This window comes from Micromonospora sp. SH-82 (assembly GCF_051132485.1).
Lineage (GTDB): Bacteria > Actinomycetota > Actinomycetes > Mycobacteriales > Micromonosporaceae > Micromonospora.
Genome location: NZ_CP148049.1, coordinates 3,010,556 through 3,026,883 on the forward strand (window position 1 = coordinate 3,010,556; position 16,328 = coordinate 3,026,883).

General features: G+C 72.2%; 18 protein-coding genes. 17 read left to right on the forward strand and 1 reads right to left on the reverse strand.

Annotated elements, in window-relative coordinates; all coding sequences use genetic code 11:
- Positions 1-15 precede the first annotated feature (15 nt).
- From WHN02_RS13835 to nusB, 16 genes are all read left to right on the forward strand, one after another.
- Positions 16-567, forward strand: a complete 552-nt coding sequence (locus tag WHN02_RS13835; protein ID WP_434743690.1) for an acyltransferase — start codon at positions 16-18, stop codon at positions 565-567.
- Positions 560-2,272 (forward strand): lipopolysaccharide biosynthesis protein, encoded by a 1,713-nt coding sequence (locus WHN02_RS13840; protein WP_434743691.1) that lies wholly within the window; start codon positions 560-562, stop codon positions 2,270-2,272. The genes WHN02_RS13835 and WHN02_RS13840 overlap by 8 nt, the downstream gene beginning before the upstream one ends.
- Entirely contained in the window at positions 2,265-3,572 is a 1,308-nt protein-coding gene (locus tag WHN02_RS13845; protein ID WP_434743692.1) for an O-antigen ligase family protein, read from the forward strand. The genes WHN02_RS13840 and WHN02_RS13845 overlap by 8 nt, the downstream gene beginning before the upstream one ends.
- Entirely contained in the window at positions 3,569-5,155 is a 1,587-nt protein-coding gene (locus WHN02_RS13850) for a lipopolysaccharide biosynthesis protein (RefSeq protein WP_434743693.1), read from the forward strand. The genes WHN02_RS13845 and WHN02_RS13850 overlap by 4 nt, the downstream gene beginning before the upstream one ends.
- Before the next feature lie 4 nt (positions 5,156-5,159).
- Positions 5,160-6,056 carry a sulfotransferase domain-containing protein gene (locus WHN02_RS13855; protein WP_434743694.1) on the forward strand — a complete coding sequence of 299 codons (897 nt, stop codon included), beginning with the start codon at positions 5,160-5,162 and terminating at the stop codon, positions 6,054-6,056.
- Complete coding sequence (locus tag WHN02_RS13860) at positions 6,053-7,345, forward strand: hypothetical protein (protein WP_434743695.1); 1,293 nt, start codon at positions 6,053-6,055, stop codon at positions 7,343-7,345. The genes WHN02_RS13855 and WHN02_RS13860 overlap by 4 nt, the downstream gene beginning before the upstream one ends.
- A gap of 109 nt (positions 7,346-7,454) precedes the next feature.
- A complete protein-coding gene (locus WHN02_RS13865; RefSeq protein WP_434743696.1) occupies positions 7,455-7,931 on the forward strand; it encodes a UDP-N-acetylglucosamine--LPS N-acetylglucosamine transferase in 477 nt (158 codons plus the stop codon).
- Complete coding sequence (locus WHN02_RS13870) at positions 7,928-8,551, forward strand: glycosyltransferase (RefSeq protein ID WP_434743697.1); 624 nt, start codon at positions 7,928-7,930, stop codon at positions 8,549-8,551. Before WHN02_RS13865 ends, WHN02_RS13870 begins: the two co-directional genes overlap by 4 nt.
- Entirely contained in the window at positions 8,548-9,468 is a 921-nt protein-coding gene (locus WHN02_RS13875; RefSeq protein WP_434743698.1) for a glycosyltransferase family 2 protein, read from the forward strand. The genes WHN02_RS13870 and WHN02_RS13875 overlap by 4 nt, the downstream gene beginning before the upstream one ends.
- 84 nt (positions 9,469-9,552) lie before the next feature.
- A complete protein-coding gene (locus WHN02_RS13880; protein ID WP_434743699.1) occupies positions 9,553-10,209 on the forward strand; it encodes a class I SAM-dependent methyltransferase in 657 nt (218 codons plus the stop codon).
- Between the two features lie 98 nt (positions 10,210-10,307).
- Positions 10,308-11,486: a chorismate synthase gene (gene aroC / locus WHN02_RS13885; RefSeq protein ID WP_350897606.1), complete on the forward strand. Its 1,179-nt coding sequence runs from the start codon at positions 10,308-10,310 to the stop codon at positions 11,484-11,486.
- A 73-nt stretch (positions 11,487-11,559) separates the two neighbouring features.
- A complete protein-coding gene (locus WHN02_RS13890; protein WP_434743700.1) occupies positions 11,560-12,066 on the forward strand; it encodes a shikimate kinase in 507 nt (168 codons plus the stop codon).
- Between the two features lie 185 nt (positions 12,067-12,251).
- Entirely contained in the window at positions 12,252-13,328 is a 1,077-nt protein-coding gene (gene aroB / locus WHN02_RS13895; protein WP_434743701.1) for a 3-dehydroquinate synthase, read from the forward strand.
- On the forward strand, positions 13,325-13,792 hold the full coding sequence (gene aroQ, locus WHN02_RS13900; protein WP_434743702.1) for a type II 3-dehydroquinate dehydratase: 468 nt from the start codon (positions 13,325-13,327) through the stop codon (positions 13,790-13,792). Before aroB ends, aroQ begins: the two co-directional genes overlap by 4 nt.
- 44 nt (positions 13,793-13,836) lie before the next feature.
- On the forward strand, positions 13,837-14,394 hold the full coding sequence (gene efp, locus WHN02_RS13905) for an elongation factor P (protein ID WP_350897602.1): 558 nt from the start codon (positions 13,837-13,839) through the stop codon (positions 14,392-14,394).
- 23 nt (positions 14,395-14,417) lie between these two features.
- A complete protein-coding gene (gene nusB / locus WHN02_RS13910; protein WP_434743957.1) occupies positions 14,418-14,828 on the forward strand; it encodes a transcription antitermination factor NusB in 411 nt (136 codons plus the stop codon).
- Positions 14,829-14,947: 119 nt separating this feature from the next.
- Here nusB and bldD read toward each other — a convergent pair whose 3' ends face one another.
- Positions 14,948-15,436, reverse strand: a complete 489-nt coding sequence (gene bldD / locus WHN02_RS13915) for a transcriptional regulator BldD (protein ID WP_013285505.1) — start codon at positions 15,434-15,436, stop codon at positions 14,948-14,950.
- Between the two features lie 284 nt (positions 15,437-15,720).
- On the opposite strand from bldD, the gene pyrR reads away from it, so the two are divergent.
- Positions 15,721-16,305 carry a bifunctional pyr operon transcriptional regulator/uracil phosphoribosyltransferase PyrR gene (gene pyrR, locus WHN02_RS13920; protein ID WP_434743703.1) on the forward strand — a complete coding sequence of 195 codons (585 nt, stop codon included), beginning with the start codon at positions 15,721-15,723 and terminating at the stop codon, positions 16,303-16,305.
- Positions 16,306-16,328 lie beyond the last annotated feature (23 nt).

Genomic DNA, 16,328 nt, shown 5'->3' on the forward strand with positions numbered 1-16,328 from the left:
GTTGGGGAGGGTGCGGTGACCGGGGAGGCGCGACGGCGCAGAGGAGCCGTGCTGCGCACGGTGTTCGCGCTACGACGGAGCTGGTACCGGTTGCGATACCCCCGGTTGACCCTGGGTCGGGACGTGGAGATCCGGGGCCGGATCCGGATGCGCCGGGGAGTCCGGGTCACCATCGGCGACCGGACCCGGATCAACAAGCTGGTCCGCTTCGCCGGGCCGGGCGAGGTGCGGGTGGGTGCCGACTGCCTGCTCAACGCCACCTGGATCGGCAGTTGGGTGTCGGTGACGGTGGGGGACCGTTGCCTGCTGTCCAACTGCGAGATGTTGGACAGCGACTTCCACAACCTGCCCCCGGAGCTTCGCCACGAACCGGCCGGCCCCCAGACCGAGGGTCCGATCGTGGTGGGGGACAACGTCTGGATCGGCACCCACGCACTCGTCCTCAAGGGAGTGCACATCGGTGACGACAGCGTCGTGGGCGCCGGTACGGTGGTCCGGTCCGACGTGCCCCCCCGAGTGGTCGTCGTCGGCAACCCTCAACAGACGGTGAAGAAGTTCCATGACTGAGCCCACCTCGCCCGGATGGTCGGCCGATCGCCCCACCGGCCAGCCCGACCGTACCGTCACCATCACCGACCTGCTGCGGATTCCGCTGCACCGGGTCCGCCTGGTCTCCGGTCTCGCCGCAGCCGGTCTCCTCGCCGCGCTGACCTTCGTCCTGCTGTCGCCGACCGCCGTCACCGCCAACGCGGTGGTGGCGGTCCGGCCGGTGGTGACCGACGCGTTCAGCCCGAGCGGGTCGAGCCCGGACCGGGCGGTGAACATGAACGTGGAGAGCGGCATCGCCACCGGCACCGACGTGATCAGCCGGATCTCCGACTCGATCGGCAAGAGCCCCCGGGAGGTCCGGGACGCCCTGGAGGTGGAGATCCCCACCGGCGGGCAGATCCTGCGGTTCGTCTACCGGGCCCCCACCGCCGACGAGGCCGTCGACTCGGTCAACCTCGCGGCTCGCTCCTACCTGGACGTCCGGCGGGAGATGTACGAGCAGCAGCGCACCGAGATGCTGCGCTCCTACGACGAGAACATCGAGAAGGTCACCGTCCAGCAGCGGGCCCTCCAACGCCGCATCGACAACGGGCAGGGCCCCTCCGACGCGACGGTCAGTGAGCTGTCCGGGATCAACAACCAACTCGCCCAGCTCAGCGGGGCACGCAGCGAGATCGCGGCGGTCGACGTCAACCCGGGTTGGGTGACGCAGAGCGCCGAGTTGGGGCTGGCGGCCCGCAGCGGCAACCAGCTGCTCCTGCTCCTGGCCGGTCTGCTCGGCGGGGGCCTGCTCGGCGTGGTGTCGGCGTACGGGTGGGAGTCAGTGGACCGGCGGATCCGTTCGGTCGCCGACGGCCGGGACGTCACCGGGCTGCCGCTGTTGGGTACCATCCGCCGCCGTCGGGTGCCCGGGCGCAACCAGCCCGTCGACGCCGACGTGCGCTACGTCGCCATGGCGATCGCCGCCCAGGTCCGGTCACCCGCCCGGGTGGTGGTGCTGACCGCCAGGGAGGATCCGACGGTCATCTCCGCGGGACTGGCGGTGGCGCTGGCCGCAGACGGTCGGCCGGTCTTCCTCGCCGACGACAGCGGACGGGCCGGTCGACTCCGGGAGGCGGTCATCGCCGGTCGGACCCGGCTGCCGCTGGACCGCTCCGGCGGGGCCACGGAGACCGAGAGCGCTCCCGCCCAGGGGCGTTCCCGGATGGCGGTGCCCAAACCGGCCGGGCAGGTGGTCCGGTCGAGCAACGCCCCGACCGCGACGATCCCCGCCGTGACCTCCGCGAAGGCACAGCGCCCCGGCGGGTCGCCGGCCCCGGCGGGGCCGCCCACCGCCGCGACCGCCAACCGCCGTCCGTCGCCGTACCCGGTGGCCGCACGGCTGTCGGGTGACCCGGACGCCACCGTCACACTGCCCCGGGTGAAGTCGGCCCGCAACGGCGACGCCGGCCGGGCCGCCGACCCCGACGAGATCGCGATCTTCTCCGGGAGCGTCCGGATCGGTACCGCCCGACAGGGCGCCGGTGAGCCGCTGGTGCTCTACAACTCGCCGCCGGCCGAGTCCGACGAGCGCGGCGTGGCGCTGGCCCGTCAGGGCACTGCGGTGATCGTCGTGGAGCGGGACCGGACCCGCCAGGCGGACCTGCGTCGTCTGGTGGAGCGGTTGCGGGCGGCCGGGGTCAAGCCGCTGGGCTTCGTCCTGACCCGAAACGGCCATGGCTGACCGGACGCCCCGGCCGCTGCCCGCACCGCCGCCGCTGCTGCCGCTGTGGCCGTTGGCACTGATGTTCGGTCTGGTGCCCGTCTGGTGGCTGGCCGGGGCCTTCTACCTCGGCTGGCCGCTGCTCGGCGCGCTGCTGTTCGCCCTCCTGGTCACCCGGGGACGGGTGCCGCTGCCCCCGGGGGTGGGGGTGTGGCTGCTGTTCTTGGCCATGGTCGTGATCAGTGCGACCCAGTTGACCAGCGGTTCATCGGTGCTGACCTTCTCGCTGCGGTTCGGGCTCTACCTGACGGCGGTGGTGGTCGGGTGCTACGTCTACGCCTGCGCCCGGGAACGCGCGAACCCGGTGCCGGTCCTGCTGCCGATCGCCGCGTTCTGGTTCTCCCTGGTCGTGCTGGGCTGGCTGGGGGTGGTGGCCCCCCGGTTCGAGATGACCACCCCGATGGAGATCCTGCTGCCCGGGGGGATCGCCGGCACCCCGTTCATCAACGACATGGTCCACCTCAGCACCGCCGAGTTCAATCCCCGCTCGCTCACCCCGATCTACCGCCCGGCGGCACCGTTCGCCTACACGAACAACTACGGCAGCGCGTACGCGATGAGCCTGCCGACGGTGGTCGCCCTGATCACCCTCCTGCGGCGGGGCGTGCTGCGGTGGGCGCTGCTGGTGTCGCTGCCTCTGTCGCTGGCCCCGGCCTTCCTCACCCTGAACCGGACGATGTTCCTCAGCCTCGGGGTCGGGCTGCTCGTCCTCGGGGTGCGGGCCAGCATGCGGGGCAACGTCCGGGTCGCCGCCTCGATCGTCGGGATCGCGGTCCTGGTCGCCGCGGCGACCACTGTGATCCCGGTCTTCGACCTGATCAACGACCGGGTGGAACGCAGTGACACGAACACCGACCGACTCTCCCTCTACGGTGAGGTGCTGCGCCGGATCGCCGACTCGCCCTGGATCGGCTACGGGGCACCGGTGAACGCGGACACCGTCACCGCCGACGCCCCGGTGGGATCACAGGGGCAGATGTGGATGGTGCTGTTCAGCCATGGCGTACCCGCCCTGCTGTTCTTTCTGGCCTGGTTCGTGGTGACCTACCTGGCGTGCGCGCGGGCCACCTCCTCGGCGGGCCAGTGGCTGGCCATCGTGCCGGTGGTCTGCCTGGTGCAGGTCCCCTTCTACGGCATGGCCAACCAGAACATCGCCCTGGCGTTCTACGTGATCTGCTTCGCGATGGCGATCGCGGAACGGGACCGCGTCGCGCTGCTCGACCGGCGACGGCCGTCCCCGGCCGTGGCGGTGCCGGCGTGACCGCGCCACCCCGGGCGTCCGACGACGTCGACGGCCGGTCCACCGCCGGTCCCGGTCGGTCCGACGACACCGAGGTACGCCGCAGCGCCCGCAACGGTGCGGCCGGACTTGTCGGCGCGGCCACCAGCGGACTCTTCGGGTTCCTGCTCGCGGTGGTGATCACCCGGGGATACGGGACAGCCGGGTCGGGGGCGTTCTTCGCCGCCATCGGCGTGGTCACCGTCGCCACCGCGATCTGCACCCTGGGGGCCGAGACGGGGCTGATGTGGGCACTGCCCCGACGCCGCCTCGGGCGCACCGGTGACTCCGCCCGGCTGCTGCCGGTGGCGCTCCTCCCGCCGCTGGTGGTGGCGGTGGTGGTGGCAGCGGTCGGGGTCGTCCTGGCCGCCCCGCTGTCCGGGTGGCTGCTCGACGACACCGGCGCGGGCGGGACGTCGCTGCTCACCGTCGCCTTCGCAGTGGTGCCGGTGGTCGTCGCGATGACGCTGTTGCTCGCCGCCCTGCGCTGTGTCCGGAGCATCCGCTCCTACGTGTCCGTCCAGTTCATCCTGCTCCCCGTCGCCCGGCCGGTCCTGGTCGGCGCGGCGGCGTTGACCGGCGGCGGGCTGCTGCTCGGCCTGACCGGCTGGCTGGTGCCGGTGGGGATCGCCCTGCTGGTCTGCCTCGTCCTGGTGGCCGGTCCGGTCGGGCTCCGCCAGGGGGCCGACCTGCGCCCGCAGGGCGACGACTGGCGGACGTTCTGGGGTTTCGCCCTGCCCCGGGCCGCGTCGGCGGCGATCGACGCCGGCAGCATGTGGGTGGGGGTACTGCTCACCTCGGCCCTGGCCGACCAGACCCAGGCCGGTGTCTTCGGGGCCGTCGGCAGGTACGTCCTGGCCGGACAGTTGGCCATGCAGGGGCTCCGGGTCGCCGTCACCCCGCAGCTGTCCCGGCTGCTCGGTCAGGGTGAGCAGGGGGCGGCGGCCACCGTCCACCGGCAGTTGACCACCTGGGGGCTGGTCCTGTCCTGGCCGGTGTACCTGCTCCTCGCCGTCTTCGGACCGGCGTTCCTGCGGCTGTTCGGGCCGGAGTTCGCCGCCGGGGCGGCGGCGATGACGGTCCTCGCCCTGGCCATGCTCGTCAACACCGGTGTCGGCAACGTGCAGAGCCTGCTGCTGATGGGGGGCCGCAGCGGCCTGCACCTGGCCGCCGCGGTGGCCGGGCTGACCTGCACCGTCACCCTCGGCGTCGCCCTGATCCCCGGGTACGGGGCGACCGGGGCAGCCGTCGCCTGGGGGGCGGGCATCGCCACCGAGAACCTCATCGCCTTCGCCTGCGCCCGTCGCCTCGTCGGACACCCGTTGACCGACAGGTCGATGGTCCGGGCGGCGGCGGCCACGGTGGCGGGTGTCGGGGCGGCGGCGGGGGTGGGCGTCCTCGTCGCCGGCCGGGGGATCCCGGGGCTGGTGGTGGCGCTGGTGGTGCTGACGGTCGGGGCGACAGCCCTGCTCGCGATGCCCCGGGTCCGGGCGGGCATCCGGGCGATCCTGACGCAGATCCGGGGCGGTCGACCCGCTCCGGCCCAATCCGTGAAGGGCAGGTGACCCGGTGTCGTCGATCCGGGACCGAGTCAAGGACCTCGTACCGAACCAGGTGACCGAGCGGCTGCGGGACGGACTGGTGGGCTACGGCGTCCGTACCGCAGCCCGCCGTCCGCTGCCGGACTTCCTGATCATCGGGACCAAGCGGGGCGGGACGACCTCGCTGTGGAACTACCTGATCCAGCATCCACTGGTGCCCCGGCTCTTCCCGGCCTGGAACACCAAGGCGTCGCACTACTTCGAGGAGCACTGGAACCGGGGCGAGGCGTGGTACCGCAGCCACTTCCCGACCGAGCGGCAGCGGGCGGCGCTCGCCGCCCGGCACGGCGGCCCGACCCGGGTCGGCGAGGCGGCCCCGCTCTACATGTTCCACCCCCTCGCCGCGCAGCGGGTGGCGGCGCTGATGCCGCAGGTGAAGCTGATCGTGCTCCTGCGCGACCCGGTGGAGCGGGCGTACTCGCACTGGAAGGAACGCCGAACCCACGGGATCGAGCCGTTGGACTTCCCGGCCGCGCTCGCCGCCGAGCCGGAGCGGACGGCGGGGGAGCGGGAACGGCTGATCGCCGAGCCGGAGTACTTCAGCGAGCCGTACGACTGGTACACCTACCGGGCGCGGGGACGGTACCTGGAGCACCTCGAACCGTGGCTGGACCGGTTCGACCGGAGCCGGCTGCTTTTCCTGCCCAGTGAGGACCTGTACCGGGACGCCCGCGCCACCTACACCCGGACGTTGGACTTCCTCGGGCTCCCCGACCACGACCTGCCGAACTTCAAGGTCTACAACGACCGTCGGTCGTCCCCCCTGGACCCGCAGGTACGCGCCGAGTTGACCGACTACTACCTGCCGTACAACGAGGCCCTGGAGCAGCGGCTCGGCCTGACCTTCGACTGGGGTGCCAGGTGACCGACGATCTGCGGTCCCGCTCCGACGGCCTGGGTTGGGTGAGCCGGGCGATCTTCGGCGACGACCGGATCGGGTTGACCGTCGACGGCGACCCACCGGCCGGGCACCGGGTGGTGGCCCGGTACACGGTCGTCCCGTCGGTCGGGCGGGCCCGGTTCCTGCTGCCCCGGGGTGCTGCGCGGGCCACCGCCGCCGCCCTGTTGGCGTACAACGCGTTGCGTCCGCCGAAGGTGCGGGCGCTGCGGGCCGGACTCGGCGGACTGGCCCGGCTCGGGGTGCTCGACGCCGCCCGTTTCCCGGCCCTGACCGTGTCGCTGCCCGCCGACGTGGAGCCCGCCGAGGCGCTGCTCGCCGCGCACCTGGCCGACGTGCTCGACGTCCACCCGGCGTACGCGGCGTGCGGGGTCCGGCCCCCGGACCCCAACCACAAGCCGACGCTGCAACTGTTCGCCGCCGACGGCACCCCCGGCGGGTACGCCAAGATCGGCTGGAACGGGGCGACGCGGGAACTCGTCGCGGCCGAGGCGGCGGTGCTGCGTACCCTGCCCGAGGTCTCCGGGGTCGGCGACCACCCGGTGGTGCCGCGCCTGCTCGCCGCGTTCGACTGGGCCGGGCACCCGGTCGCCGTCGTCGAACCCCTGCCCACAGCGGTACGTGGAGTGGGGGAGCAGGATCCGCCTCGGCTCGACGCGATCCTCGCCGTCGCCCGTCGGGGCGGGCCGCCGACGCCACCGCGCCCGGTCGGCGGCTCCGACTTCCTCGCCCGGCTCACCGCCGAGGCGGACCGGGCCGCCCGGTGGGATCCCGCCGGTGCCCGGGCTGTCGACGCCGTCGCCGCCCTCGCCCGCCGGTACGCCGCCACCGAGGTCGAGTTCGGACACTGGCACGGTGACTGGGTGCCGTGGAACCTGGGTCGGCACGCCGGTCGGCTGGTCGCCTGGGACTGGGAACACAGCGGCCCCGACGTGCCCGTCGGGTTCGACCTGGCCCACGACTCGTTCCAACGCGCACTGGTGCTCGGCGACCGGTCGGCGGCGGAGGCGGCGCAGGCGGCAGACGGTCAGCTCACCCGACACGGCGACAGGCTGGGCCTGTCCGCCGACGGCCACCGGCTGGTGGTCGACGCGTACCTGGTCGAGATGTGGCTGCGCAGCTGCCGCCTGGCACGGGCCGGTGCGGGGTGGAACGGGGCGCTGCATCCGGCGTTGCTCGACGTCGTCGAGGATCGACTAGCCGACGGCGTCGAGGACCGACCGACCGATCGAGCCGAGGGTCGACCAGCGGACTGAGTCGAGGATCGACTAGCCGACTGACCCGTGGGGACGGCCGTGCTGAGATCAGCCGGCGACCCTGTCGTAGAAGAAGAATCCGAGCGGACTTGTGGGGAGTCGCGGAGGAATGTCCACTGTGCAGGCATCTGATACACCGACCCTGTTGCTGGTCGGCTCCAGTGGTGGGCACCTGGCCCAACTGCTGGCACTACGTCCCTGGTACGAACGGTGGCCCCGGTGCTGGGTCACCTTCGACACACCCGAGGCGGTGTCCCTCCTGGCCGGGGAGGAACTCGTCGCCGCCCACCATCCGACCACCCGCAACATCCCCAACCTGCTGCGCAACGCCTGGCTCGCGGTACGGGTGCTGCGCCGACGGCAGATCGCCGCGGTGGTCACCACGGGTGCCGGGGTGGCCGTCCCGTTCGTGGTCCTCGCCCGACTCCGGCGGATCCCGACGATCTACATCGAGGTCTACGACCGGATCGACACCCCGACGCTGACCGCCCGGCTCTGCCGCCCGTTCCTGTCCGCGATGCTCGTGCAGTGGGACGAGCAGCGGCGGCAGTACCCGGAGGCCACAGTCGTGGGAACCCTCCTGTGACCGGCAGGGTCCGGGTCCTGGTCGCCGTCGGCACCGACAAACACCCGTTCGACAGGCTCACCGGGTGGATCGAGCAGTGGCACCCGAGCGTCGCCGACCGCGTCGACCTGACCGTCCAGCACGGACACACCCGGGCGCCGGCGGTCCCGGGGGCGGCACCCTTCCTCGGGCACGCCGACCTCCAGGACGCCATGTCCGGGGCCGACCTGGTGGTCTGCCACGGGGGGCCGGCGACGATCCTGGAGGCCCGGCGCAACGGGCACCTCCCGATCGTGGTGCCCCGTGACCCGACGTACGGCGAGCACGTCGACGACCACCAGCTGCTGTTCGCCCGACGGCTGGGCGCGGCCGGGCTGGTGGCGCTCTGCGAGTCCCGTACCGACCTCGTCGAGGCGCTGACCGCCGGATTCGCCGATCCCGCCCGGTTCACGGTGACGACCGACGACGGCACCGCCGACGCCCGGCAGGCGGCTGTCGACCGGGTCGGCCGGATCGTGGAGGACCTGGTGGCCTCCTCGACAGCACGACCCCGACACCGGTGGTGGTGGCCGTTCGGCACCGCCGGCCACCCCCACCCGCGCCCCGTCCCGCCCCCGAACGACGGAGGACCGACCCGATGAGCCACTACCCCACCGTCAGCGCCGTGGTCCCCACCCGGGACCGGCCGGAGCTGCTCCGCGCCGCAGTGACGGCGATCCTCGACCAGGAGTACCCCGCCCCGATCGAGGTGGTCGTCGTCTTCGACCAGTCCACCCCGGACGACACCCTCACCGGGCTGTCCCGACCGGACCGTCGGGTCCGGGTCGTCACCAACGACAGGTCACCGGGCCTGGCCGGGGCCCGCAACACCGGCACCCTCGCCGCCGAGGGGGAGCTCGTCGCGTTCTGCGACGACGACGACGAGTGGCTGCCCGGCAAGCTCCGGGCACAGGTGGACGCGTTGAACGCCGTACCGGGGGCGGAGTTCGTCAGCTGCGGGATCCGGGTCAGCTACGACGGGCGGACCGTCGACCGGGTCCTCGACCGGGACACGATCACCCTCGCCGAGCTGCTCCGGGACCGGATGACCGAACTGCACCCGTCGACCTTCGTGATCCGGGCCGCCGCCCTGCGGGACGGGTTCGGCCTGGTCGACGAGGAGATCCCGGGCAGCTACGCCGAGGACTACGAATTCCTCCTCCGGGCCGCCCGCAGCGCCCCCCTGGCCAACCTGACAGTTCCGTACGTCCTGGTCAGGTGGCACAAGCGGTCCTACTTCGCGCAGCGGTGGGACACCATCTCGTCGGCGTTGCAGTGGCTCCTGGAGCGCTACCCCGAGTTCGCCACCCAACCCGCCGGGCACGCCCGGGTCGCCGGGCAGATCGCCTTCGCCCACGCCGCCTCCGGGGACCGGCGGGGGGCGCTGCGGTGGGCCCGCCGGACCCTGCGGGGCAACCCCCGGGAACCCCGCGCCTACCTCGCCCTGGCCGTGGCCGGCCGGATGGTCAGGGCCGACGCCGTCCTGCGGACCCTCCACAAGCGAGGTCGGGGGATCTGAGCCGTACCGACGAGGGTCGCGAAGGTGACCCTGAACCGATCCGCAGTTGACGCAGCGCAATCAGACAGGCAAGGATCTCCATTCATGGCTCTCCACTCCCTCCGGTTCCGGCTCGTCGACTCACCCGACTCGTTCGGCGCCAAGCGCCGGGCCCGCCGGGCCGCCTGGCTCTCGGACACCTTCCCCGACCTCGCCGAGATGAACGTCCTCGACCTGGGCGGGCGGGTGCAGAGCTGGGCGGAGGTGCCCGTCCGGCCCAAGCACGTCCACGTGGTGAACCTCGAACCCCTCCCCACCGACCTGCCGGACTGGGCCGAGGCGGACCACGCCGACGCCTGCGAGCTGCCCAGGAGCATCCTCGACCGCCGGTACGACCTGGTCTTCAGCAACAGCGTCCTGGAGCACGTCGGCGGGTACGAGCGGCGTCGACGGATGGCCGAGGCGATCCAGGAACTCGCCCCGGCGTACTGGGTGCAGACCCCCTACCGGTACTTTCCCGTCGAGCCGCACTGGGTGGCCCCGGGGATGCAGTTCCTCCCGGTGTCGGCCCGGGTCCTGGTGGCCCGCAAGTGGCCGCTGGCCTACACCCCCAACAAGCCGTACGACCTGGCGATGAAGCAGGTCCTGACCACGGAGCTGATCGGGCGGGCGGAACTGCGCTACCTCTTCCCCGGTGCCACCATCCGCTCCGAGCGGCTCCTCGGACTGACCAAGTCCATCATCGCCGTCCGCCGTCCCTGAGCATCGCCTGGACCTGTGCCTCCCCTCGACCCGTCCGTAGGGCGGGACGGGGCGGGCGCAGCGTCGGAGCCGCCACCGGGCGTGACAGACTGACTGACGTGTTGCGTTGGCTGACTGCAGGTGAATCCCATGGTCCCGCCCTCGTCGCGCTCCTGGAGGGGGTGCCTGCCGGGGTCGAGGTGACCACCGGTGAGATCGGGCGTGACCTGGCCCGCCGCCGCCTCGGCTACGGCCGGGGCGCCCGGATGGCGTTCGAGCAGGACGAGATCGAGGTCATCGGCGGGCTCCGCCACGGGGTGACCCTGGGTAGTCCGGTGGCGATCCGGGTCGGCAACTCCGAGTGGCCCAAGTGGCAGACGGTGATGGCCGCCGACCCGGTGGACCCGGACGAGTTGGCCAGCCAGGCCCGTAACGCCCCGCTGACCCGGCCCCGTCCCGGCCACGCCGACCTGGCCGGGATGCAGAAGTACGGCCACACCGACGCCCGCCCGATCCTGGAGCGGGCCAGCGCCCGGGAGACCGCCGCCCGGGTGGCGGTGGGCACCGTCGCCAAGGCCCTGGTGAAGCAGACCCTCGGGATCGAGATCGTCTCGCACGTCGTCGAGTTGGGTCCGATCGCCGTCAAGCCGGGTCTGCGCCCCGAGCCGCAGGACGCCGACCGGATCGACGCCGACCCGCTGCGCTGCCTGGACGCCGAGGCCAGCGCCCTGATGGTCGCCGAGGTCGACGCCGCGAAGAAGGCCGCCGACACCCTCGGCGGGGTGGTCGAGGTCCTCGCCTACGGGGTGCCCCCGGGCCTGGGCAGCCACGTCCAGTGGGACCGCAAGCTCGACGCCCGGCTGGCCACCGCCCTGATGTCGATCCAGGCGATCAAGGGTGTGGAGATCGGGGACGGCTGGTTGCAGGCCCGGTCCCGGGGCTCCGAGGCGCACGACGAGATCGTTCCCACCGCCACCGGGGTCCGTCGGGTCACCGACCGGGCCGGGGGTCTGGAGGGTGGCATCACCACCGGTGAGCCGCTGCGGGTGAAGGCGGCGATGAAGCCGATCTCCTCGCTGAACCGGGCCCTGGCCACCGTCGACATCACCACCGGTGAGGCGACCACCGCCATCAACCAGCGTTCCGACGTCTGTGCGGTCCCGGCGGCGGCGGTGGTCGCCGAGGCGATGGTGGCCCTGGTCCTGGCCGAGGCGACGATGGAGAAGTTCGGCGGCGACTCGGTCGCCGAGATCCGCCGGAACCTGGCCGGTTACCTCGACGCCCTGGTGATCCGGTGACCGCGACCGGCGTCCTTCTGGCGCAGTGTGATCCTGTGACCGCGACGGGCGCCGTCCGGTGGAGCGTGATCCGGTGACGAAGCCGGTGGTCGTCCTGGTCGGGGCGCCCGGGTCGGGGAAGACCACTGTCGGCGAGACACTGGCCGCCGCGCTCGGCGTGGGGTTCCGGGACACCGACACCGACATCGAGGTCCTGGCCGGCAAGCCGATCCCGGAGATCTTCATCGACGAGGGGGAGGCCCACTTCCGGGACCTGGAACGGGCGGCGGTGGCCGCCGCCCTGACCTCGCATCCCGGGATCCTCGCTCTCGGCGGCGGCGCGATCCTCGCCGAGGAGAACCGGGCCGCCCTGGTCGGTCACACGGTGGTGCACCTGTCAGTGGAGCTGACCGACGCGGTGAAGCGGGTCGGGTTGGGAATCGGACGGCCGCTGTTGACGATCAACCCCCGGGCCACCCTGAAGCACCTGATGGACCAGCGTCGACCGCTCTACGCCGAGGTGGCCACCGCCACCGTGGTCACCGACGGGCGGACCCCGACCGAGATCGCCGACGAGATCGTCTCCCTGCTCGAACGCTGACCCGACGTGGATCCTGGAAGGAAGTGGCCCTCGGAGGGGTCGGATTCTTCCGAGATCTCCGACGTTCCGGCACCCTGTCGGGGCGTCCTGTTCCGTCGGTCGTCACGAGAAAGCGTGCCCTTCGGATTCTCGACGAGTGCTGGTCGGCTGCGCCTCGACGGAGGACGGAGACTAGGCTCGCCCCGATGAACGAGGTGACCCGGATTCCGGTCGGCGGCGATCAGCCGTACGACGTACTGGTGGGACGTGACCTGCTCGACGCGCTGCCCGGCCTGCTGCCCGGCGCGGACCGCGCCGCCGTGCTGTACGCGGCCCCGCTCAAGGGGCTGGCCGACGCGGTGGCCGACCGGCTGCGTGCCGCCGGGGTCGAGGCGCTGACGATCGAGGTCCCCGACGCCGAGGGTGGCAAGCGGATCGAGGTCGCCGCCGACTGTTGGGACCGGCTCGGGGCGGCCGGGTTCACCCGTACCGACGTGGTGGTCGGGGTGGGCGGCGGCGCGGTGACCGACCTGGCCGGGTTCGTCGCGGCCTGCTGGCTGCGCGGGGTCCGGTGGGTGCCGGTGGCCACCTCCCTGCTGGGCATGGTCGACGCGGCGGTGGGGGGCAAGACGGGGGTGAACACCGCCGCCGGGAAGAACCTGGTCGGCGCGTTCCACCCGCCGGTGGGGGTGCTGGCCGACCTGGCCACCCTGGACACCCTGCCCCCGGCCGACCTGGCCGCCGGGCTGGCCGAGGTGGTCAAGTGCGGGTTCATCGCCGACCCGGTCATCCTCGACCTGGTCGAGTGGGACCCGGCGGCGGCCGTCGACCCGACCGGACCGGTCTGCCGGGAGCTGATCGAACGGGCCATCCGGGTCAAGGCCGACGTGGTCTCCGGTGACCTGCGGGAGTCGGGCCTGCGGGAGGTCCTCAACTACGGCCACACCCTGGCCCACGCCATCGAGAAGGTGGAGGGCTACCGGTGGCGTCACGGCGACGCGGTCGCCGTCGGCCTGGTGTACGCGGGTGCCCTGGCCCGGCTCGCCGGTCGCCTCGACGAGGCCACCGCCGCCCGGCACCGCAGCGCGGTGGCCGCGCTCGGCCTGCCCACCGGGTACGCCGCCGACGCCTGGCCGGACCTACTGGCGGCGATGCGGGTGGACAAGAAGGCCCGGGGCAGCAGGCTGCGGTTCGTGGTGCTGGACGGCCTGGCCCGCCCGGCGATCCTCGACGGCCCGGACGACGACCTCCTGCACGCCGCCTACCGGGAGGTGAGCGCATGAGGGTGTACGTCCTCAACGGCCCGAACCTGGGCCGGCTCGGCACCCGTCAGGTCGACGTGTACGGGGTGACCAGCTACGCCGACCTCGTCGAGTTGTGCGAGTCGACCGGCCGTGACCTGGGGCTGGACGTGACGGTCCGGCAGACCGACGCCGAGCACGAGCTGCTGGGGTGGCTGCACGACGCCGCCGACGAGCAGGCGGCGGTGGTCCTCAACCCGGCGGCCTGGTCGCACTACTCGATTGCGGTCCGGGACGCCTGTGCCCTGCTCCGGGGGCCGCTGGTGGAGGTGCACATCTCCAACATCCACGCCCGGGAGTCCTTCCGGCACCACTCGGTCGTCTCGGCGGTGGCCACCGGGGTGATCTGTGGCCTGGGCGTCGACGGGTACCGCCTGGCCCTGCACCATCTGGCCGCCCGGGCCGGGGCGGGCTCGGTGGTGGATTCCGGCGCGCCGACCAGCTAGTAGACTTCGTGGGTCTGTCCGCCAAATGACGATCAAGGCAGGAAATGGCCTCTACCAACGACCTCAAGAACGGCCTGGTTCTCAACCTCGACGGGGAGCTGTGGGCTGTCGTCGAATTCCAGCACGTCAAGCCCGGTAAGGGTGGTGCCTTCGTACGCACCACGCTGAAGAACGTGCTCTCCGGCAAGGTCGTCGACAAGACCTTCAACGCGGGTACGAAGGTCGAGACGGCGACCGTCGACAAGCGCACCATGCAGTACCTGTACGCCGACGGCGAGGACTTCGTCTTCATGGATCTGGAGACGTTCGACCAGATCACGGTGCTGGGCGGGACGGTCGGCGAGGCGGCCAACTACCTGCTGCCCGAGGCCGAGGCGACCGTCGCCACCCACGAGGGGGTGCCGCTCTACATCGAGCTGCCGACCAGCGTGGTCCTCCAGGTCACCTACACCGAGCCGGGTCTGCAGGGCGACCGGTCGACCGGCGGCAACAAGCCGGCCACCGTCGAGACCGGGGCCACGGTGCAGGTGCCGCTCTTCATCACCACCGACGAGAAGATCAAGGTCGACACCCGCGACGGCCGTTACCTCGGCCGCGCCTGATGGCCGAGGGTCCCAAGCAGCAGATGCCGGCGCGCCGTAAGGCGCGCAAGCGGGCGCTGGACGTGCTCTACGAGGCCGACCAGCGCGACCGCCCTCCGGTGGAGGTGCTCGCCGGGTACATCGAGCGGATCGAGCGTCCCCGCCCGGAGCACCTGGGGTACACGGTCAGCCTGGTGGAGGGGGTGGCAGCGCACCTCGACCGGATCGACGAGCTGATCGCGAGCTACGCCGAGGGCTGGACCCTCAACCGGATGCCGGTGGTCGACCGCAACCTCGCCCGGATCGCCGTCTACGAGTTGCTCTACGTCGACGGGGTCGACGATCCGGTGGCGATCAGCGAGGCGGTGGAGTTGGCCCGGCAGATGTCGACCGACGACTCTCCCCGGTTCCTCAACGGGCTGCTGGACCGGATCTCCGAGTACGCCACCCGTTGATCACCGTCTTCCGCCTGGTGGGACGCGTTCCGGCAGGCGGGACACGGTGGTGAGCGGAAGATCACAGATGACCGCGAGGGGCCCGAGCCGTACGGCTCGGGCCCCTCGCGGTCGTGGTCTCAGGAGGCGAAGAACGCCCGGGGGTCGGCGACCAGGACCCCGTGCTCGGTGAGGCGCTCGATCAGTCCCGACGGGGAGGCGTCGTAGACGATCGCGAGGGCCCGCAGGTCGTCGGCGCGGATGGAGAGCACCCGGCCGTTGTAGTCGCCGCGCTGCTGCTGGATGGCGCGGGCGTACCGGGCCACGTAGGCGAGGTCCTCGGACGCCTCGTCGTAGAGCCGCTCCAGGTCCAGCACGATCTTGCTGGTCGGCTCGTGGCGCACCCCGCTGCCGTCGGGCAGCAGCTCGGAGACGGGTACGCGGTAGAAGTCGGCCAACTCGGCCAAGCGGGACACCGTGACCGCCCGGTCACCGCGTTCGTAGGAGCCGACCACGACGGCCTTCCAGCGGCCGTTGGACTTCTCCTCCACCCCCTGCAGGGACAGACCCTGCTGCTGGCGGATGGAACGCAGGCGGGCGCCCAGCGACTTGGCGTATTCAGAGGGCATTCGGACACTCCCAGTGCTGCTCGGGGTTCTCCCAGCGATCGCTACGGAGCGTGACGGTACGCAGATTGCGACACCTGGTCAAGTGCTCATGACATCACTGTTGAGATGGTCGGGTGAGTTGTCCCCATTTCTGGGGGCTGACCCGAGGATCAGCAGCCCGTGCTTGTCGAGTCGGTGACCACTGGTAACGTGGCGTGAGCTTCGGTAGTGGCTGCTCGCAGCCCCCGGGGCGCTACCGACATCCTTTAACGACCCGTCCCGTGAGGCGGGGAAGGAGGTCCGCCGTGGCCTACCCACCGGCTGCCCGACCGTCACCGGCGCGGCAACCCTCGGTGAAGGTGATCCTCACCGCCGCCGACGTCTCGCGCGTCGTCGACCGCATCGCCCACCAGATCCTGGAGAAGACCCAGGGGGCCGCGGACACCGTCCTGCTCGGCATCCCCACCCGGGGTGTCCCGCTGGCGCGGCGGCTCGCCGCCCGGATCAGCACCTTCGAGGACGTCGAGGTGCCGGTGGGGGTGCTCGACATCACGCTCTACCGCGACGACCTGCGCCGGCACGCCACCCGGGCGGTCGGACCGACCCAGTTGCCCTCCGGCGGGATCGACGGCCGCCGGGTCGTCCTCGTCGACGACGTGCTCTTCTCCGGGCGTACGGTCCGGGCCGCGCTCGACGCGCTCAGCGACGTCGGCCGCCCCTCCTCGGTGCAGCTGGCCGTCCTGGTCGACAGGGGTCACCGGCAGCTGCCCATCCGCGCCGACTACGTGGGCAAGAACATCCCCACCGCGGCGGTCGAGAACGTCAAGGTCACCCTGGCCGAGACCGACGGCACCGACGAGGTACGCCTCTACGGGGAGGCCGCGTCGTGAGCGGGCGCACCACAGCGCGGCGC